General features: G+C 65.8%; 21 protein-coding genes. 20 read left to right on the top strand and 1 reads right to left on the bottom strand.

Annotated features, from left to right (window positions below; translation table 11 throughout):
- Positions 1–3 precede the first annotated feature (3 nt).
- The 16 genes from pgl to glmU all read left to right on the top strand — a co-directional run bounded on the left by pgl (position 4) and on the right by glmU (position 14,335).
- Positions 4–756: a 6-phosphogluconolactonase gene (gene pgl / locus AB7849_RS16100; RefSeq protein WP_008215859.1), complete on the top strand. Its 753-nt coding sequence runs from the start codon at positions 4–6 to the stop codon at positions 754–756.
- Between the two features lie 91 nt (positions 757–847).
- A complete protein-coding gene (locus AB7849_RS16095; protein ID WP_369501389.1) occupies positions 848–2,143 on the top strand; it encodes a glycosyltransferase family 4 protein in 1,296 nt (431 codons plus the stop codon).
- A complete protein-coding gene (locus tag AB7849_RS16090) occupies positions 2,140–3,384 on the top strand; it encodes a glycoside hydrolase family 57 protein (protein WP_008216912.1) in 1,245 nt (414 codons plus the stop codon). Before AB7849_RS16095 ends, AB7849_RS16090 begins: the two co-directional genes overlap by 4 nt.
- A gap of 52 nt (positions 3,385–3,436) precedes the next feature.
- Complete coding sequence (queD, locus tag AB7849_RS16085; protein WP_008216913.1) at positions 3,437–3,799, top strand: 6-carboxytetrahydropterin synthase QueD; 363 nt, start codon at positions 3,437–3,439, stop codon at positions 3,797–3,799.
- 153 nt (positions 3,800–3,952) lie between these two features.
- Positions 3,953–4,339: a phasin family protein gene (locus AB7849_RS16080; RefSeq protein WP_008216914.1), complete on the top strand. Its 387-nt coding sequence runs from the start codon at positions 3,953–3,955 to the stop codon at positions 4,337–4,339.
- Positions 4,340–4,563: 224 nt separating this feature from the next.
- The gene (locus tag AB7849_RS16075; protein WP_147626178.1) at positions 4,564–4,929 is read left to right on the top strand and encodes a hypothetical protein; all 366 of its coding nucleotides are present in this window, start codon (positions 4,564–4,566) and stop codon (positions 4,927–4,929) included.
- Between the two features lie 3 nt (positions 4,930–4,932).
- On the top strand, positions 4,933–5,745 hold the full coding sequence (atpB, locus tag AB7849_RS16070) for a F0F1 ATP synthase subunit A (RefSeq protein ID WP_008216916.1): 813 nt from the start codon (positions 4,933–4,935) through the stop codon (positions 5,743–5,745).
- Between the two features lie 54 nt (positions 5,746–5,799).
- Complete coding sequence (gene atpE, locus AB7849_RS16065) at positions 5,800–6,099, top strand: F0F1 ATP synthase subunit C (protein ID WP_008216917.1); 300 nt, start codon at positions 5,800–5,802, stop codon at positions 6,097–6,099.
- Positions 6,100–6,177: 78 nt separating this feature from the next.
- Positions 6,178–6,648 carry a F0F1 ATP synthase subunit B gene (locus AB7849_RS16060; RefSeq protein ID WP_008216918.1) on the top strand — a complete coding sequence of 157 codons (471 nt, stop codon included), beginning with the start codon at positions 6,178–6,180 and terminating at the stop codon, positions 6,646–6,648.
- Positions 6,649–6,652: 4 nt separating this feature from the next.
- Positions 6,653–7,186 (top strand): F0F1 ATP synthase subunit delta, encoded by a 534-nt coding sequence (locus AB7849_RS16055; RefSeq protein ID WP_008216919.1) that lies wholly within the window; start codon positions 6,653–6,655, stop codon positions 7,184–7,186.
- A gap of 179 nt (positions 7,187–7,365) precedes the next feature.
- Positions 7,366–8,916, top strand: a complete 1,551-nt coding sequence (gene atpA / locus AB7849_RS16050) for a F0F1 ATP synthase subunit alpha (protein WP_008216920.1) — start codon at positions 7,366–7,368, stop codon at positions 8,914–8,916.
- 112 nt (positions 8,917–9,028) lie between these two features.
- Complete coding sequence (gene atpG / locus AB7849_RS16045; protein WP_008216921.1) at positions 9,029–9,946, top strand: F0F1 ATP synthase subunit gamma; 918 nt, start codon at positions 9,029–9,031, stop codon at positions 9,944–9,946.
- Between the two features lie 143 nt (positions 9,947–10,089).
- A complete protein-coding gene (gene atpD, locus AB7849_RS16040; protein ID WP_092702696.1) occupies positions 10,090–11,523 on the top strand; it encodes a F0F1 ATP synthase subunit beta in 1,434 nt (477 codons plus the stop codon).
- A gap of 95 nt (positions 11,524–11,618) precedes the next feature.
- Positions 11,619–12,044: a F0F1 ATP synthase subunit epsilon gene (locus AB7849_RS16035; RefSeq protein WP_008216924.1), complete on the top strand. Its 426-nt coding sequence runs from the start codon at positions 11,619–11,621 to the stop codon at positions 12,042–12,044.
- Positions 12,045–12,505: 461 nt separating this feature from the next.
- Positions 12,506–12,889: a hypothetical protein gene (locus AB7849_RS16030; protein ID WP_237711958.1), complete on the top strand. Its 384-nt coding sequence runs from the start codon at positions 12,506–12,508 to the stop codon at positions 12,887–12,889.
- 75 nt (positions 12,890–12,964) lie between these two features.
- Positions 12,965–14,335 (top strand): bifunctional UDP-N-acetylglucosamine diphosphorylase/glucosamine-1-phosphate N-acetyltransferase GlmU, encoded by a 1,371-nt coding sequence (gene glmU / locus AB7849_RS16025; RefSeq protein WP_369501388.1) that lies wholly within the window; start codon positions 12,965–12,967, stop codon positions 14,333–14,335.
- A 96-nt stretch (positions 14,336–14,431) separates the two neighbouring features.
- Here the strand turns inward: glmU and AB7849_RS16020 are convergent, their stop codons facing one another.
- The gene (locus AB7849_RS16020) at positions 14,432–15,424 is read right to left on the bottom strand and encodes a pteridine-dependent deoxygenase (RefSeq protein WP_008210799.1); all 993 of its coding nucleotides are present in this window, start codon (positions 15,422–15,424) and stop codon (positions 14,432–14,434) included.
- Positions 15,425–15,516: 92 nt separating this feature from the next.
- Here AB7849_RS16020 and AB7849_RS16015 point away from each other — a divergent pair, with 92 nt between their 5' ends.
- From AB7849_RS16015 to AB7849_RS16000, 4 genes are read left to right on the top strand one after another with little or no spacing between them, the layout of a single operon-like run.
- Complete coding sequence (locus AB7849_RS16015; RefSeq protein ID WP_008210801.1) at positions 15,517–15,789, top strand: phosphopantetheine-binding protein; 273 nt, start codon at positions 15,517–15,519, stop codon at positions 15,787–15,789.
- 19 nt (positions 15,790–15,808) lie between these two features.
- Positions 15,809–16,108, top strand: coding sequence for a hydroxymyristoyl-ACP dehydratase (locus tag AB7849_RS16010; protein WP_008210803.1), 300 nt, complete (start codon positions 15,809–15,811; stop codon positions 16,106–16,108).
- Positions 16,105–17,025 carry an LpxL/LpxP family acyltransferase gene (locus AB7849_RS16005; protein WP_008210805.1) on the top strand — a complete coding sequence of 307 codons (921 nt, stop codon included), beginning with the start codon at positions 16,105–16,107 and terminating at the stop codon, positions 17,023–17,025. Before AB7849_RS16010 ends, AB7849_RS16005 begins: the two co-directional genes overlap by 4 nt.
- Positions 17,012–17,446, top strand: coding sequence for a 3-oxoacyl-ACP reductase (locus AB7849_RS16000; protein ID WP_008210807.1), 435 nt, complete (start codon positions 17,012–17,014; stop codon positions 17,444–17,446). Before AB7849_RS16005 ends, AB7849_RS16000 begins: the two co-directional genes overlap by 14 nt.
- Positions 17,447–17,451: the final 5 nt, after the last annotated feature.

The following is a 17,451-nucleotide window of genomic DNA, read 5'->3' as shown; positions in this document are numbered from 1 at the left end:
CGCATGATTTCCCGACTTTCTTCCGCTCCCCGTCTGCAGATCCATGCCGACGCCGAGGCGATGATCCAGGCTGCTGCCGCCGCGTTCGTGGCGCGGGCGCAGGCGGCGATGGACGCGCATGGTCGCTTCAGCGTGGCGCTGGCCGGCGGCGGGACGCCGAAGCCGTTGTATGAATTGCTGGCGACGGCGTCGCTGCGCGATGCGGTGGACTGGTCGCGCGTGGACGTGTTCTTTGGCGACGAGCGCTGCGTGCCGCCGGATTCGCCGCGCAGCAACTACCGCATGGCGAACGAAGCGCTGTTGTCGAAACTGCCGATCCCGGCCGCGAACGTGCATCGCCTGCACGGCGAGGATGATCCGGCACGGGCCGCATTGGCGTACGAACAGGTGCTGCGAGCCGCGTTTCGTCGCGAGCAGCCGCGCTTCGACCTGATCCTGCTCGGCATCGGCGACAACGGCCACACCGCGTCGCTGTTTCCCGGTTGCGCCTGCCTGCGCGAAAGCGAGCGACTGGTCTGCGCGCAGTACGTGGAAAGCCAGCACGAATGGCGGCTCACCTTCACCCGGCCGCTGATCAATGCCGCCGCCGCGGTATGGTTGCTGGCCGACGGCGCGGGCAAGGCCGGGATACTGGCGGATGTATTCGGCGGCGCGTATCAGCCCGACGTGTGGCCGATCCAGTACGTGGCGCCGCACGCCGGCGATTACGAATGGTGGCTGGACCGTGCCGCGGCGGCGCAGTTGCCGGACGCGTGACGACGATGTTCGAGGTACGCGCTTTTCTCCTTCTCCCCGTCGGGGAGAGAAGGCCAAGGCAGAGTCTGCGCTCGGTCCTTGGAGACATGCGGTGACCCGTAGCGATCCCGTGCGCGTGCTGATGCTTGGCTGGGAATACCCGCCACGTTTCGTCGGTGGACTGGGCAAGGCCAGCCAGGGCATTGCCTGTGGACTGGCCGACCTCGGCGCCGAGGTGCTGTTCGTGCTGCCGCGCTTCGCGTCGCGCAGCGAGGGTGCGCGGCTGCAGGTCAGCGGTGCACGCGAATGGCTGCTTGAGCACGGCGGCAACCCGCGCGTGGCGGAAGGCAAGCGTCGGCCACGCTGGCTCGGCGTGGCGGCGCAGTTGCAACCGTATGCGCGCCCGTCCGCCGAACCGGTGCGCGGCGTGGGCGCCGGCACGCCGGGCGATGCCGCGGCGCTGTACGGCAGCGACCTGGGGCGCGAGGTGGCGCGCTTCGCCGAACGGGTAGCGGCAGTGTCCGATCGGGCCGGGGTCGATCTGGTTCATGCGCACGACTGGATGACGTTCCCGGCGGCGATCGCCGTGGCCGATCGCCACCAGCTGCCGCTGTTCCTGCACGTGCATTCCACCGAATACGACCGCAGCGGCGATGGCGCGAATCCGGGCATCGTGGCGATCGAGCGCATGGCCTGCGAGCGCGCCAGCCACGTGTTCGCGGTGAGCGACTATACGCGCGGCATCCTGGTTTCGCGCTACGGCATCGATCCGGCCAAGGTCAGCGTGGTCTACAACGCACCCGATGCGGACGAGTTGCCACCGGCGACCGCACCCGAATCGGGCGCGCGGCAGCCGTGGGTGGTGTTCCTCGGTCGTCTCACCTTCCAGAAGGGGCCGGATCACTTTCTGCGCGCTGCGGCCGAGGTGGCGCAACTCGATCCCGCTGCGCGCTTCCTGATCTGCGGCAGCGGCGACATGCTCGATGCGCTGAAGCAACAGGCGCAGGCGCTGGGCATTGCCGAGCGCGTGGAGTTCCGCGGCTTTCTCACCCCGGGTGCGGTGGATCGCTTGCTGGCGCAATCGAGCCTGCTGGTGATGCCCAGCGTGTCCGAGCCGTTCGGACTGGTGGCGCTGGAAGCGTTGCGCGCGGGCACGCCGGTGGTCCTGTCACGGCAGTCCGGGGTACGCGAGGTACTGGGACACAGCCTGCAGGTGGATTTCTGGGACCACGAAAAACTGGCTGACCAGATTCTGGCCGTGCTGCGTCTGCCGGTGCTGGCGCGGCAACTGGTGGAAGAGGGGCGGGCGCAACTGGCGCGGTTGTCGTGGGACGAATCGGCGCAGCGCATCGTCGACGCCTACGCCAGCGTCGCCGGTCTCGATGTTGCCGGTGCTGCCGCGAGATGAGCCTGGACCTGTGTTTCTATTTCCAGGTGCACCAGCCGTGGCGGCTGCGGCGCTACCCGTTCCGCGAGGTCGGGCACCAGCACGATTACTTCGACGACCAGGTCAACGCCGAGATCCTGCGGCGCGTGGCGCAGAAGTGCTATCTGCCGATGAATGCGTTGTTGCTGGAGTTGATCCGGAAGCACCAGCCGCATTTCCGGGTGAGTTTCTCGATCAGTGCCACCGCGCTGGAGCAGATGGCCGCGTTCGCGCCGGAGGTGCTGGTTTCGTTTCGCCGGTTGCTCGCCACCGGTGCGGTGGAGTTGCTGTCGGAAACCTCGCATCACAGCCTTGCCGCGCTCTACAGTCCGCGCGAGTTCGCCGCGCAGGTACGCCACCATCGCGCCGTGTGCCGGCGCCTGCTGGGCGCGCCCGGTCCGGTGTTCCGCAATACCGAATTGATCGTCAGCAATGCGGTGGCCGAACAGGTGGCAGCGCTGGGTTTCGCCGGCTTGTGCCTGGAAGGCGCCGATGGCTTGTTCGGCTGGCGCAACGTTAGTGCGCCGTATCGCTTTGCCGCCGCGCCGGCGCTGGCCGCGCTGCCGCGGCATTACCGGCTCAGCGACGACATCGCCTTCCGTTTTTCCGACCGCCAGTGGGCGGCGTGGCCGCTGAGCGTGGAGCGCTATGCCGACTGGCTGCAGGGCGAGGCCGGGGCGCTGCCGGCCGAAGCCGAAGGGCGCGGCTTCCTTGGCCTGTTCATGGATTACGAGACCTTCGGCGAGCACCAGTGGGCCGATACCGGCATCTTCGACTTCATGCGCGCGTTGCCGGGCGAATTGCTGAAGCGGGGTGGCTTCCGTTTCGTCACGCCGTCCGAGGCCGCCGCTCGCGTGCCGGTGGAAGCGGCCACGCTGGATTTGCCGCGCCCGGTGTCCTGGGCCGACCTGGAACGCGATACCTCGGCATGGGACGGCAACGCGATCCAGCGCGCGGCCCTGGCCGAGGCGTTCGCGCTGGAGCCCTTCGTTCGTCGCCACCATGCGCGCCATGCGGCCGATGCCGCGCGCGTGCTGGAGGACTGGCGTCGCCTGCTCACCAGCGACCATGCCTATTACATGTCCACCAAGCACTGGGCAGATGGCGACGTGCACCAGTATTTCAGCCCGTTTGAATCGCCCTACGACGCCTGCATCAATTACATGAACGTGCTGGCCGACCTGGCGCAACGCGTGGGCGCCCCGGCACCACGACCGCTGTAGGCGGGCGAGCGCCTGTGCCGCCCATGGCGCGGCAACCGCTTACAATGGGCGCATGCATATCTTCAAGATTTTCCAGATCGAGGCGGCGCATCGCCTGCCTCACGTGCCGGAAGGGCACAAGTGCGCGCGGCTGCACGGGCATTCGTTCCGCATCGAAATCCACCTGGCCGGCGAGCCGGACCCGCAGATGGGCTGGGTGATGGACTTCGGTGACGTGAAGGCGGCCTTTGCGCCGTTGTACGACCAGCTCGACCATCACTATCTCAATGACATCGAGGGGCTGGAGAACCCCACCAGCGAGATGCTGGCGCGCTGGATCTGGCAACGCCTGGCGCCGCGCCTGCCGGGTCTGGACAAGGTGGTGGTGCACGAGACCTGCACCTCAGGCGCGAGCTGTTCGCGTGACAGTTTTTGACGCGTCGCGGAAGTTTCCGGGCGGCGCGTAACGTGCTTGAAATAAAAGGTTTTTGAAAATTTATTCGTTCGTTCAGCAAAAATATATTGCATTGCACAAAAACTCTTGTTAGGCTTTGTCCCACTACCCAATCGCCCTTGCGGGGGACTAGCCATGACACAGCAACTGAATACCCAGGTTTTCGCTTACGCCAAGCAGTTTGCCGATAGCGCGTTCAAGGCGCAGTCGGTGGCCCTGAAGGCCCTGGAACAGGTGACCGAGCTTCAGCTCAAGGCGTTCGAACAGCAGGCGCGCGGCGCCGCCGACTTCGTCGCGCAGGCGACCGAAGTGCGTGATCTCGAGGCCCTGCGCGGCCTGTGGGAGAAAGGCGCCAACCTGAGCCGTGACCATGCCGAGCAGGCCGCTGCCGTGGGTCGCGACATCATCGCGGTGAGCCAGAAGACTGCCGAGTCGCTGGGCGCGTTGGCGCAGGCACAGCAGCAGGCTGCCAACGATGCCGTGGCCGCTCCGGCTGCCGGCAAGAAGGCTGCCGCGAAGTAATTGATTTATCGATCGCGTCTCTCCCCCTCGCGATGATCTCCGGGCCGAACGCCTTGTTCGGCCCGTTTTTTATGTGTTGCGGGGTCGGAGGGCGGCGTGGGGCGCGTTGACGCAGCACAGCCAGCTTGCCGCAAGAAATGACGCGCTGATATACTTCTCGGGATTGAATCAAAGCCCGTGGCCCGGTTGAAACTGCCTGGTGCGAAGCCGCGCGGAAACCTCACGTGCTCAATAGTCTAGCTTCCGGTCGTCGTCTCGCGTTGCGCATGCTGCTTTGGCAGTTGGGCGCGGCATTGCTGGCTGGTCTGGTCTTTCTGGCGTGGGGGCGTCGAGAGGCCGTGGCCGCTGCGGCGGGTGCGTTGATCGTGGCGGTGGGTACCGCGCTGATGTCGGCGCGAACCTTCAGCGGGCTTGGCGGTGGCGGGATTGCGCTTGCGCATCTGCTGACCGGCATGATTCTCAAGTGGATCGTGGTCCTCGGAGGGCTGATCATGATCCTGGTTCAATACAAGTTGCCGCCGCTGGCCGCCATCACGGGGCTGGTGGCAGCCTACGCGGTCAATCTGCTGGCGTTCAGATTCAAGGGTTGAAAGATGGCAAGCGAGCCTGGCGGTTTTACCGCATACATCCAGCACCACCTGACCTTCCTGACGCTGCCTCATGTCAGCCACGGCGGTTTCTGGTCGTGGACGGTCCATGTCGATTCGATCACCGTGTCGCTGGCGCTGGGCGTGCTGTTTTCCCTGTGGTTCTGGTTGAAGGCGCGCAAGGCGACGGCCGGCGTGCCGGGCAAGGGCCAGGCTTTCGTGGAGCTGGTGCTGGAATTCGTCGATGGCCAGGTCAAGGACGTGTTCCATGGCGATCGCCGCGTGCTCGGCCCGCTGGCGCTGACCGTGTTCGTCTGGGTGTTCCTGATGAACTTCATGGATCTGCTGCCGGTCGACCTGATCCCGCTGATCGCCGAGAAGTGCGGCCTGAGCCACTTCCGCGCGGTGCCGACGGCCGACCTGAACATGACCTTCGCCATGTCGATCACCGTCTTCCTGTTGATGATCTTCTACAGCTTCAAGGCGAAGGGCTTCGGCGGTTACATGCATGAGCTGTTCACCGCGCCGTTCGGCAAGCATCCGCTGCTGTGGCTCCCCAACTTCGCGCTGAATCTCGTCGAGATGTTGTCCAAGCCGGTCAGCCTGGCGATGCGACTGTTCGGCAACATGTACGCCGGCGAGCTGGTCTTCATCCTGATCGCGGGCCTGTTCAGCGCGGGCGGCATTGCCCTGTACAGTCTCGGTCTGGTCGGTTATGCCGTGTGGAGCATCTTCCATATCCTGATCATCTCGATCCAGGCGTTCATCTTCATGGTGCTGACCGTCGTGTACATCTCGATGGCACACGATCACCACTGATTTCACCCAACAACACCCCATTACAACCGCTTTCATTTTCCCTAGGAGATCACCGTGGACCTTATCGCTCATCTCGCTCAAGTTCAGGGCCTCACCGCCATCGCGATCGGCCTGATCATCGGCCTCGGCGCACTGGGCGCCTGTATCGGTATCGGCGTCATGGGTTCGAAGTTCCTCGAAGCCGCTGCCCGTCAGCCGGAACTGATGCCGCTGCTGCAGGGCCGCATGTTCCTGCTCGCCGGCCTGATCGACGCCGCGTTCCTGATCGGCGTGGCGCTGGCCATGTACTTCGCCGTCGGCAACCCGCTGATCACCGTGCTGCAGACCGCAGGCAAGGCCGCGGCCGGTCATTGATCGACCCGTTGCAACGTACCGGCGTGGGCGCATGTGCGCCCGCGTCCTTTGTAATCCGCATGCACAGGTAACGCAGCGATGGAATTCAACGCGACCCTGATTGGCGAAATGATTGTGTTCGCCTTTCTGATCTGGTTCAGCGTCCACTTCATTTGGCCGCACATCAACAAGGCCATCGAAGAGCGTCAGCTGAAGATCGCCGAAGGTCTCGGTGCCGCCGAGCGCGCGCATGCCGAGCTGAAGGATGCTGACGCCAAGGTGGCCGGCGAGATCCGCCAGGCACGCAAGCAGGCCGCCGAGATCATCGACAAGGCGCAGCAGCAGGCCAATCAGATCATCGACAAGGCACGCGCCGACGCGGTGGCCGAAGTCGATCGCCAGAAAGCGCTGGCGCAGGACGAGATTGCCTCGATGGCGCAGCGTGCCCGCGCGGAACTGCGTGAGCGCGTAGGCGCGCTGGCGATGCAGGGTGCCAGCAAGATCGTGCAGCGCGAGATCGACCCGGCGGCGCACAAGGCGCTGCTCGACCAGCTCGCGACCGAGATCTGAGACGATGGCCCAGGCAATCACCCTCGCCCGTCCGTACGCCCGCGCTGCCTTCGAGGCAGCGCACGACAGCGCTTCGTTGGCGTCGTGGTCGCAGGCCTTGGCCTTCGCCGCGGCGGTGGCGGGCGATTCGCGCGTGGCCGGGCTGTGCACCGATCCGCGCGTGCAGCCGAGCCAGCTGGTTGCGCTGCACCTGCCGGAAGGCCAGGCCGCCGATGCGCCGTTCGCCTGTTTTCTGGGCGAGCTGGCCGAGCATCGGCGCATGGCGCTGCTGCCGGAAGTGGCGGAGTTGTTCGAGCAGTACAAGCGCGAATCCGAGTCGCAGCTGCTGGTCAAGGTGACCAGCGCGCTGGCCCTGGATGCCGCGCAGGCCGAGCAACTGAAGGCCTCGCTGAAGCGTCGCTTCAAGCGCGAGATCGAGCTGGAAACCTCAGTCGACCCCGAGCTGCTTGGCGGCGTGGTGGTCGATACCGGCGACGAAGTGATCGATGGTTCCGCACGTGGCCGTCTGGAACGCCTGGCCCACGCATTGATGAATTAAGACAGATGAAGAGTGCGCAGCAGTGAGAGTCGAGTGGAAAGCCTGCATCCACGCCACCGCTCCAACTCGCCACTCGCTCCTCTCTGTTTAGTATTACGCGAAGTCCATTTCGCGAAGAGCAAAAACCGGCCATCCATGGTCGGACTCTTGAGAAAATAAAATTTTCGGGATAAGCCACCATGTCCAGCACCACCCTGAATCCGTCCGAGATCAGTGAACTGATCAAGAACCGCATCGAGCAGTTCAAGCTCGGCGCGGAGGCCCGCAACGAAGGCACCATCATCAGCGTGTCCGACGGCATCGTGCGCATCCACGGTCTGGCCGACGTGATGCAGGGCGAAATGATCGAGCTGCCGGGCAACGCGTTCGCGCTGGCCCTGAACCTTGAGCGCGACTCGGTCGGCGCCGTGGTGCTGGGCGAATACCAGCACCTGCGCGAAGGCGACACCGCCAAGACCACCGGCCGCGTGCTGGAAGTGCCGGTGGGTCCGGAGCTGCTCGGCCGCGTGGTCGATGCGCTGGGCAACCCGATCGACGGCAAGGGTCCGCTGGGCGCGAAGCTCAACGCGCCGGTCGAGAAGGTCGCGCCGGGCGTGATCTGGCGCAAGAGCGTCGACCAGCCGGTGCAGACCGGCTACAAGTCGGTCGACTCGATGATCCCGATCGGCCGTGGCCAGCGCGAGCTGGTCATCGGCGACCGCCAGACCGGCAAGACCGCGCTGGCGATCGACGCGATCATCAACCAGAAGGATTCGGGCATCTTCTGCATCTACGTGGCGATCGGGCAGAAGCGCTCGTCGATTGCCAACGTGGTGCGCAAGCTGGAAGACAACGGCGCGCTGGCCAACACCATCGTGGTGGTGGCTTCGGCGTCCGAGTCGGCCGCGCTGCAGTACATCGCGCCGTACGCCGGTTGCGCCATGGGCGAGTACTTCCGCGACCGCGGCATGGACGCGCTGATCGTCTATGACGACCTTTCCAAGCAGGCCGTGGCCTACCGCCAGATCTCGCTGCTGCTGAAGCGCCCGCCGGGTCGCGAAGCCTACCCGGGCGACGTCTTCTATCTCCACTCCCGCCTGCTTGAGCGCGCCGCGCGCGTGTCCGAGGAGTACGTCGAGAAGTTCACCCACGGCGAAGTGAAGGGCAAGACCGGCTCGCTGACCGCGCTGCCGATCATCGAAACCCAGGCCGGCGACGTGTCCGCCTTCGTGCCGACCAACGTGATCTCGATCACCGACGGCCAGATCTTCCTGGAAACCGACCTGTTCAACGCCGGCATCCGTCCGGCCGTGAACGCCGGTATCTCGGTGTCGCGCGTGGGTGGCTCGGCGCAGACCAAGATCGTCAAGAAGCTGTCCGGCGGCGTGAAGCTGTCGCTGGCCCAGTTCCGCGAGCTGGCTGCGTTCGCGCAGTTCGCCTCGGACCTGGACCCGGCCACCCGCGCCCAGCTGGATCGTGGCCAGCGCGTGACCGAGCTGATGAAGCAGAAGCAGTACGCGCCGCTGTCGATCGCCGAGCTGGCGCTGTCGGTGTACGCCGCCGAGAAGGGCTATCTCGACGACCTGCCGGTGAACAAGGTGCTGGCGTTCGAGGCCGGCCTGCATGCGTTCATGCACCAGAACCACGGCGAGCTGATGAAGACCATCGTCGCCACCGGCAACTGGGACAAGGACATCGAGGCCACCTTCAAGGCGTCGCTGGACGAGTACAAGAAGACCGGCAGCTGGTAAGTCGCCAGTAACCCGGATCAGGGATTCGGGAGCCGACCGGCCAAGGGCGCGTCATCGACGACGATCCCGCGGCGACTCCCGATGAACCGAGCAAGCAAAGCGAGCGAGACAGATGGCAAGCGGACGCGAAATCAAAACCAAGATCAAGAGCACGCAGAACATGCGCAAGGTGACGCGCGCGCTCGAAATGGTCTCGGCCTCGAAGATCCGCAAGGCGCAGGATCTGATGAAGGCTTCGCGTCCCTATGCGCGGCACATGCGCAAGGTGATCGCGCACGTGGCGCAGGCCAACACCGAATTCAGCCATCCGTTCCTGGTCGAGCGCCCGAACGTGGCGCGGGTGGGCTACATCGTGGTTTCCACCGATCGCGGCCTGTGCGGCGGCCTGAACTCCAACCTGTTCCGCAACCTGCTGAACCAGGTGCGCGAGTGGCAGGGTCAGGGCGTGCAGGTCGACGTGGTGGCGGTGGGCCAGAAGGCCACGCAGTTCTTCCGTCGCATCAAGGGCGTCAACCTGGTCGGCAGCGTCACTCACCTGGGTGAGAAACCGAAGGTCGAGCAGCTGGTCGGCGTGATCAAGGTGATGGTGGATGCGTACCAGGCGAACGGCCTGGATCGCGTGTTCCTGGCCTACAACGACTTCGTCAACACCATGACGCAGAAGGCCACCGTCGACGCGCTGCTGCCGCTGCCGCTGGTTGCGGCCGAGCTGGAGGCGCACGAGTCGGCCGGCGAATCCGCTTATGCCGGTGTGAAGCTGGAACAGAAGCACGAGTGGGATTACCTGTACGAGCCCGACGCTGAGACCGTGCTGGAACACGTGCTGGGTCGCTACGTCGAATCGGTGGTGTACCAGGGCGTGCTGGAGAATCTCGCCAGCGAGCATGCCGCGCGCATGGTGGCGATGAAGAGCGCGTCGGACAACGCGAACAAGGTGATCGACACGCTGACGCTGGTCTACAACAAGGCGCGCCAGGCAGCGATCACGCAGGAAATCAGTGAAATTGTTGGTGGCGCCGCGGCGGTTTGAAGGTTGCGGTGTTTATTTAGTGCGAGCATCCATGCTCGCAGAGCAAGATCAAGAAGTGGCCATCCGTGGCCACACTCTTCACAAGAGCGACGCTTCGGTGGCGCTTTTTAAAGAAATCTAAGAAATCCATCCGGAGCACATCCATGAGTCAGGGCAAAGTTGTTCAGATCATCGGCGCGGTCATCGACGTCGAGTTCGCGCGCGATCAGGTGCCGCAGGTATATGACGCGCTGAAGATCGACGGCACCGAGATCACGCTGGAAGTGCAGCAGGTGCTGGGCGACGGCATCGTGCGCACCATCGCGCTGGGTTCCACCGAGGGCCTGAAGCGCGGTCTGGCTGCGCGCAACACCGGCGAAGGCATCAAGGTGCCGGTGGGCGACGCCACGCTCGGCCGCATCATGGACGTGCTCGGCAACCCGATCGACGAAGTCGGTCCGATCGACGCCAAGGATCGCTGGGTGATCCATCGCGAAGCCCCGTCCTACGACGAGCAGGCCGCGACCAACGACCTGCTGGAAACCGGCATCAAGGTGATCGATCTGGTCTGCCCGTTCGCCAAGGGCGGCAAGGTCGGCCTGTTCGGCGGCGCCGGCGTGGGCAAGACCGTGAACATGCTCGAGCTGATCAACAACATCGCGACCCAGCATGCCGGTCTGTCGGTGTTCGCCGGCGTCGGTGAGCGTACCCGCGAAGGCAACGATTTCTACCACGAGATGCAGGAAGCGGGCGTCGTGAAGATCGACAACCTGCCCGAGTCCAAGGTGGCGATGGTCTACGGCCAGATGAACGAGCCGCCGGGCAACCGCCTGCGCGTGGCGCTGACCGGCCTGACCATGGCCGAGTACTTCCGCGACCAGAAGGACGAGAGCGGCAAGGGCAAGGACGTGCTGTTCTTCGTCGACAACATCTACCGCTACACGCTGGCCGGTACCGAAGTGTCCGCGCTGCTCGGCCGCATGCCGTCGGCGGTGGGTTACCAGCCGACCCTGGCCGAGGAAATGGGCGTGCTGCAGGAGCGCATCACCTCCACCAAGACCGGCTCGATCACCTCGATCCAGGCCGTGTACGTGCCCGCGGATGACTTGACCGACCCGTCGCCGGCCACCACCTTCGCGCATCTGGATTCCACGGTGACGCTGTCGCGCAACATCGCCTCGCTGGGTATCTACCCGGCGGTCGATCCGCTCGACTCCACCAGCCGCCAGCTCGATCCGCAGGTCGTCGGCCAGGAGCATTACGAAGTGGCGCGCACGGTGCAGGGCATGCTGCAGCGTTACAAGGAACTCAAGGACATCATCGCGATCCTGGGCATGGACGAGCTGTCCGAAGAGGACAAGCAGGTCGTGGCGCGTGCGCGCAAGTGCGAGCGCTTCTTCAGCCAGCCGTTCCACGTGGCCGAAGTGTTCACCGGTGCGCCGGGCAAGTACGTGTCGCTGAAGGAAACCATCCGCGGCTTCAAGATGATCGTGGAAGGCGACGTGGATCATCTGCCGGAGCAGGCGTTCTACATGGTCGGCGGCATCGACGAGGCGATCAAGAAGGGCGAGGAGATGGGCGCCAAGAAGGCGGCCTGACCCAGCGGGAACCGGGATGACGGGATGCGAGAGCCGTCATCCCGCGCATCCCGAAGCACCCGTCCCGAACCCCGTCGAGCAAAGCGAGACATGACATGACCCAAACCATTCGCGTCGATATCGTCAGCGCCGAAGCCGAGATCTTCCACGGCGACGCGACGATGGTGATCGCCACCGGCGAGGTGGGCGAGCTGGGCATCACGCCCCGCCATGCTCCGCTGATCACCCGCCTGAAGCCCGGCCACGTGGACGTGCTGCAGGAAAACGGCGAGCGCCAGCAGTTCTACGTTTCCGGCGGCATTCTGGAAGTGCAGCCGCAGGTGGTGACCGTGCTGGCCGACACCGCCGCGCGTGCCTCCGAGCTCGATGAAGCCTCGGCGCAGAAGGCCAAGAAGGAAGCCGAAGAGGCGCTTTCCAGCCGCACCGATGCCGTCGATGTCAGCGAGGCCCAGGCCAAGCTGGCCCAGGCACTGGCCCAGTTGCAGGCGCTGGAGCGCATGCGCCGGAACCTCAAGCACTGAGGTTTCCCACGCGGTCAGGTATCCACGGAACGCCGGCGTCATGCCGGCGTTCCTGTGTCTGGCGGAAGTGGTGCGTACTCTCCCAGTCGTTCGCACTGAGCGTAGCCCTCGAAGCGCCGCCAGGCGTGGACAGGCGGCCCTTCGACTTCCCCGCTCCTCAAGCCAGTAGTCGTCCATGGCCCCCCGGTGCGGCCCGTGGCCTGCGCCCAGGACGACCAACCGCCAGCGAAGCGCCATTCGTGTCCGACGGTCGAGTGTCACGCGAAAGCCTTTAGATTACATTTGTAATTTGATAATCTCCCGGCATCACCACGGCTGAAGGGGCTGGCATGATCCGGTTGGCGCGCATGGGTTCGTTGGGGGTGCTGGTTGCCTTGTTGGCGGGCTGTGCCAGTCAGCGGGTCGTAGCGCCTCCCTCGCATGAGGGCGAATCGTCGTATCGGGCCCTGCCGGGTACGGACATGACGCACTACCAGCTGGCGCTGGGTGCCGTGTCCGGCGGAGCCGTGCCGCTGGATCATCCGGCCCCGATCTATCCGTCGACACAGCTGGCCGCTTGTCCTCCGGAGATCCGGTTGCGCGCGCTGCTGATCGTGGGTACCGACGGCAAGGTCGATGACGTACGCGTGGACAAGGCGGCCGGAGTCGCGCCGGCCTTCGCTGCCGCTGTGCGCGCCGCAGCCGGGCAATGGCGTTTCGTGCCGCTGAGCATCAGCCGCTGGGCGGCCGATGCCAACGGCCATTCGCACCGGGTGGAAACCGTGCTCAAGCCGTTCAGCCTGCCTTACGAATTCCGCTTCAGCTGCCACGACGGCAAGCCGCAAACCAGCACCAGCGCCTCCTGAGCGCCCCTTGCGCATCTGGCTGCAGCTGATCGGCCTGCTATGCTCAACGGCTGAAATTGGTCAAGGCAGACACCCATGAAGCACGCCCCGTTGCACGTCATTGTTCTCGCCGCCGGCGAAGGCAAGCGGATGAAATCGAAGAAGGCCAAGGTGCTGATGCCGTTGGCCGGCCGCCCGTTGCTGGCGCACGTACTCGATGCAGCGCGGGCGCTGCAGCCGGCGCTGATCCATCTGGTCTATGGCCACGGCGGCGATCAGGTGCTGGCGGCGTTTGATGGTCAGCCCGGGCTGCAATGGGTGCTGCAGGCCGAACGGCTCGGCACCGGTCACGCGGTAGGCCAGGCGCTGCGCGGCGTCCCCGATGATGCGCGCGTGCTGGTGCTGTACGGCGACGTGCCGCTGATTCGCGCACCGACCCTGCAGCAACTGGTACAGGCAGATGCGGTGCTGAGCTTGCTGGCCACGCGCGTCGACAACCCGCACGGCTATGGCCGGGTGCTGCGCGATGGCAATGGCCACGTGCGGGCGGTGGTGGAAGAGAAGGATGCCGATGACAGCCAGCGCGCGGTGAACCTGGTCAACACCGGCATCCTGGCGGCCGACGCCGTGGTGCTGAAGCGCTGGATCGAGCGGCTTGGTTGCGACAACGCGCAGGGCGAGTACTACCTCACCGACGTCTTCGGCATGGCTGCGGCCGAACACCGGGCGGCGTTGTGTGTCGAGAGCGACGATGCGACCGAGGCGGCGGGCGCCAACAATCCATTGCAACTGGCCGAGCTGGAAGCGGCCTACCGTCAGCGCGCCGCCCGCGAGCTGATGGAAGCCGGCGTGCGCCTGGCCGATCCGGCGCGCGTGGACGTGCGCGGCTCGGTCGAGGCCGGGCGCGACGTGGAGCTGGACGTGGACGTGATCCTGGAAGGCAGCGTGGTGCTGGGCGAGGACGTCTGCGTGGGTCCGTTCACCCGCCTGTGTGACGTGCACTTGGCCGCGGGCACCCGGGTGCTGGCGCATTGCGATCTGGAAGGCGTGGTCACCCACGGTCCGTGCACCATCGGGCCGTTCTCGCGTTTGCGCCCGGGCACTGAGCTGGCCGCCGGCGTGCACGTGGGCAACTTCGTCGAGACCAAGAAAACCCGCATCGGTCGCGACAGCAAGGCCAACCACCTCACCTACCTGGGCGATGCCGAGATCGGTCGCGGGGTCAACGTCGGCGCCGGCACCATCACCTGCAATTACGATGGCGTGAACAAGTTCGTCACCCGCATCGAAGACGGTGCCTTCATCGGCTCCAACAGCGCCTTGGTGGCGCCGGTGACGATCGGTGCCCAGGCCACCATCGGCGCCGGTTCGGTCATCACCAAGGATGCGCCCGCCGGCGAACTCACCCTGGCGCGCGGCGGCCAGGCCACCGTGCGCGGCTGGCGCCGGCCGGTGAAGCAGAAGTGAGTGTAGAGAAGTGAGAAGTGAGAGAAAGACGGCAAGGCACGGCCTCTGCTCTCTCTCTCACTTCTTACTCCTCGCTTTTCCACTCACTTCTCGCTCTCAGGCGTAACGCCAGCCGTCCAGTTCCACCAGCAGCTCGCTGCGGCAGACGTCGCCGTGCAGCATCAGCACGGGTACGCCGGGCAGGCGTTGTTGCAGAATTTCGCGCACGCGTGGCGCGTCAGCCGGGTGGCGCACATAGGCTTTCAGCGGCGAGTGCGTGTCGAAGCCGGCCGGCATGTCGGCGCTGGCGAGCAGGGCGGCGAGGTTGGTCAGGGTTTCATTGAGCTGGGCTTCCAGGTCGCCGACGTGGGCGGAGGCATGCCCGACCACGGCTGCGGTGCCGGAGATCGCCAGCACGTCCTGCGCCGGCAGCGTCATCGCGCGGGCGAAGCCGGGCGAGGTGCGGCCGTACTGGCGCGGGTAGTGCCATGCGCTGACCTGGCGGGGATTTTCCACCCGTTCGCCGGCATGGGTGCAAGCCAGCAGGTAAACCTGCAGGTGATGTTCGGCGCCGTCGTGGCCGATCGCCGTGGCGGCAGGATAGCCCTCGGCGAAGAAGTCGCCCTGGCCATGTGCGCGACCCTCGCAGAACTGCTTGTAGCGTTCCTGGTCGCCGTCGCCGTGGTTGATCGCGCCGATGTAGTTCCAGATGCGCAGTACCTGGTGTTCGGCCCGGCCGCCGACGAAATGGCGCAGGCGCTCATAGGCGTAGCGTGCGGCACCCACCGGTCCCCCGTGTTCGCGCTCGTCCGGCTCGATCGCGGCGAACAGCCAGCCGCCACCGGACGACCAGTTCAGGTCGCCGTCGCGGCCGTGGATCACGTCCGCCTCGACCTGCCACAGTTCCAGCGGCGTGGGCGCGTCGAACGGCTCCTGTTCCACGCGCAGCCAGCGCGGATCGTCGACCGAGGGTGCGCCGGCACCGAAACCGAACACGGCCAGCGTGCCGGGTTCGGCCAGCACGACGGCAGCCTCTGTCATGCGATAGGACACGCGCGGCGCGTGGGGCAGGCCGGGCTCAGCCTGCAGGTCTTCACATCCCTGAACCATTGCTTCTAACCGGGAACGACAAGGCCTCTATGGTACACTCCGCGCCCGTTCCCGACGGGACGGTTGCATGAATCCGGAGTCCCGAAATACGCATGGCCGAGCAGACTGCCGCGCAGCACGAATTGGCTGCCCTGATCGTGGATTGTCTCAATCTGGAAGGCGTCGACCCGGCCGGAATCGACCCGGATGCGCCGTTGTTCGGCAGTGGCGAACTGGGGCTGGATTCGATCGACGCCCTGGAAATCGCGTTGGCGGTTTCCAAGCGCTACGGCTTCGCGTTGCGTTCGGACAATCCGGACAACCAGCGCGTGTTCGCCAGCCTGCGCAGCCTGTCCGATTACGTCGAGCAGCAGCGCGCGGCGTGATGGCGCGCCTGTTCGCGCCATGAGCGAGCCGTTGTGGCGCACCCCGCTGCGCATGCCTGAAGATCACCCGTGCCTGCCCGGTCATTTCCCCGGGCGCCCGTTGGTGCCCGGCGTGTGGCTGCTGGAGCAGGTGGCGCAGGCATTGCAGGCATGGCGCGGTGAGCGGCTGGCACGCATCGTCGAGGCGAAATTCCTGGCGCCGTTGAGGCCGGCCGAAACGGCCGAGCTGGAGCTGGCCGAACGTGCCGGGCGCCTGCGTTTCGAGATCCGTCGCGACGGTGTCGCGCTGGCGCGTGGCGTGATCGAGGGCGTGTCGTGAGCGGGCACTGGCGTGAACGTCCCGAGGGCGGTGGCCGCGCCGCGTATGGGCTGATCTGCGCCATCGCATTGCATGGCGGACGCCGGCTGGGGCGGTTGTGCCTGTATCCGGCCACGCTGTATTTCATGCTGCGCCGGGGCGACGAGCGGCGTGCCTCGCGCCAATACCTGCAGCGCGTGCTGGGCGGCCGCGTCCGCTGGTGGCACGTGTTTCGTCACCTGCATGCCTATGCCACCACCTCGTTCGACCGCATCTACCTGCTGACCCGCGGCGAACGCGGTTTCGACATCGGCATCGAGGGGCTGGGCGTACTCGAGGCAGCCATTGCCGAGGGGCGCGGGGTGCTGCTGGTCGGTTCCCACCAGGGCAGTTTCGAGGCCTTGCGCGCCCTCAGCGCGCGGCGGCCGGACGTGCCGCTGCGGGTGTTGCTGGACAAGCAGAAAACCCCGGCGATGACCGAAATGCTGGAGGCGCTGGCACCGGAAGTGGGCACTGCCGTGATCGATACCGCCCAGGGCGGGGTGGCGATCACCCTGGCGGCAGCCGAGGCGTGCCGGCAAGGCGCGATGGTGGCGCTGCTGGCCGATCGTGCGCGCGAGCATGAGCAGCTTTGCCGCGTCGATTTCCTCGGCCGGCCGGCGCCCTTGCCGATCGGGCCATGGCTGCTGGCGAACGCATTGCAGGTGCCGGTACTGCTTTGCTTCGGCCTGTATCTGGGCGGCAACCGTTACCGGTTGGTGTTCGAGCCCTTCGCCGATCGCGTCGAAGTGTCGCGACAGGCGCGCGCCGCAGCGTTGAAAGGCTTGATCGCACGCTATGCCGAACGGTTGGAGCACTACGCGCAGGCCTATCCGTACAACTGGTTCAATTTCCACGATTTCTGGCAGGCGCCGGAGGATGCGCATGAACCGGCTTGAGCGGGACGACTGGGCGCAGTTGCTGCCCCACGTCGGCGCGATGTGCCTGCTCGATGTGGTGGATAGTTGGGACGCGACGACGATTGACGCCTGCAGTACCAGCCATGCGCGGCCCGATCATCCATTGCGTGGCGATGCCGGATTGCATGCGGTGCATCTGGCCGAATACGGGGCGCAGGCGATGGCCTTGCACGGTGCGCTGCTGGCGCGTGCCGCAGGCGATGCGGCGGTGCGCCCGGGCATGCTGGTCAGCCTGCGTGACGTGCGACTTGAAGTGGGCTTCGTCGATGCACGCGGCGGTCGACTGGACGTCCATGCCGAACGCCTTTACGCCGATACGGCAGGAGCGCAGTACGCGTTTCGCGTCGAACAGGCCGGCCGCCTGCTGGCCAGTGGCCGCGCCGCGGCCATGTACGGCTGATCCGG

Source organism: Rhodanobacter sp. FW021-MT20 (genome assembly GCF_041107475.1).
Classification (GTDB): Bacteria; Pseudomonadota; Gammaproteobacteria; order Xanthomonadales; family Rhodanobacteraceae; genus Rhodanobacter_A; species Rhodanobacter_A glycinis.
Note: the sequence above shows the minus strand (reverse complement) of the source record. Positions and strands in the feature narration are given on the sequence as shown.

What these genes read in the sequence shown, in the direction of transcription:
- AB7849_RS16055 (WP_008216919.1), top strand. Translation starts at nt 6,653, where the DNA reads ATGGCCCAGGCAATCACCCTCGCCCGTCCGTACGCCCGCGCTGCCTTC.
- atpA (WP_008216920.1), top strand. Translation starts at nt 7,366, where the DNA reads ATGTCCAGCACCACCCTGAATCCGTCCGAGATCAGTGAACTGATCAAG.
- pgl (WP_008215859.1), top strand. Translation starts at nt 4, where the DNA reads ATGATTTCCCGACTTTCTTCCGCTCCCCGTCTGCAGATCCATGCCGAC.
- glmU (WP_369501388.1), top strand. Translation starts at nt 12,965, where the DNA reads ATGAAGCACGCCCCGTTGCACGTCATTGTTCTCGCCGCCGGCGAAGGC.
- AB7849_RS16080 (WP_008216914.1), top strand. Translation starts at nt 3,953, where the DNA reads ATGACACAGCAACTGAATACCCAGGTTTTCGCTTACGCCAAGCAGTTT.
- queD (WP_008216913.1), top strand. Translation starts at nt 3,437, where the DNA reads ATGCATATCTTCAAGATTTTCCAGATCGAGGCGGCGCATCGCCTGCCT.
- atpG (WP_008216921.1), top strand. Translation starts at nt 9,029, where the DNA reads ATGGCAAGCGGACGCGAAATCAAAACCAAGATCAAGAGCACGCAGAAC.
- AB7849_RS16035 (WP_008216924.1), top strand. Translation starts at nt 11,619, where the DNA reads ATGACCCAAACCATTCGCGTCGATATCGTCAGCGCCGAAGCCGAGATC.
- AB7849_RS16090 (WP_008216912.1), top strand. Translation starts at nt 2,140, where the DNA reads ATGAGCCTGGACCTGTGTTTCTATTTCCAGGTGCACCAGCCGTGGCGG.
- AB7849_RS16030 (WP_237711958.1), top strand. Translation starts at nt 12,506, where the DNA reads ATGACGCACTACCAGCTGGCGCTGGGTGCCGTGTCCGGCGGAGCCGTG.
- atpB (WP_008216916.1), top strand. Translation starts at nt 4,933, where the DNA reads ATGGCAAGCGAGCCTGGCGGTTTTACCGCATACATCCAGCACCACCTG.
- AB7849_RS16060 (WP_008216918.1), top strand. Translation starts at nt 6,178, where the DNA reads ATGGAATTCAACGCGACCCTGATTGGCGAAATGATTGTGTTCGCCTTT.
- AB7849_RS16010 (WP_008210803.1), top strand. Translation starts at nt 15,809, where the DNA reads ATGAGCGAGCCGTTGTGGCGCACCCCGCTGCGCATGCCTGAAGATCAC.
- AB7849_RS16000 (WP_008210807.1), top strand. Translation starts at nt 17,012, where the DNA reads ATGAACCGGCTTGAGCGGGACGACTGGGCGCAGTTGCTGCCCCACGTC.
- AB7849_RS16020 (WP_008210799.1), bottom strand. Translation starts at nt 15,424, where the DNA reads ATGGTTCAGGGATGTGAAGACCTGCAGGCTGAGCCCGGCCTGCCCCAC.
- atpD (WP_092702696.1), top strand. Translation starts at nt 10,090, where the DNA reads ATGAGTCAGGGCAAAGTTGTTCAGATCATCGGCGCGGTCATCGACGTC.
- AB7849_RS16015 (WP_008210801.1), top strand. Translation starts at nt 15,517, where the DNA reads ATGGCCGAGCAGACTGCCGCGCAGCACGAATTGGCTGCCCTGATCGTG.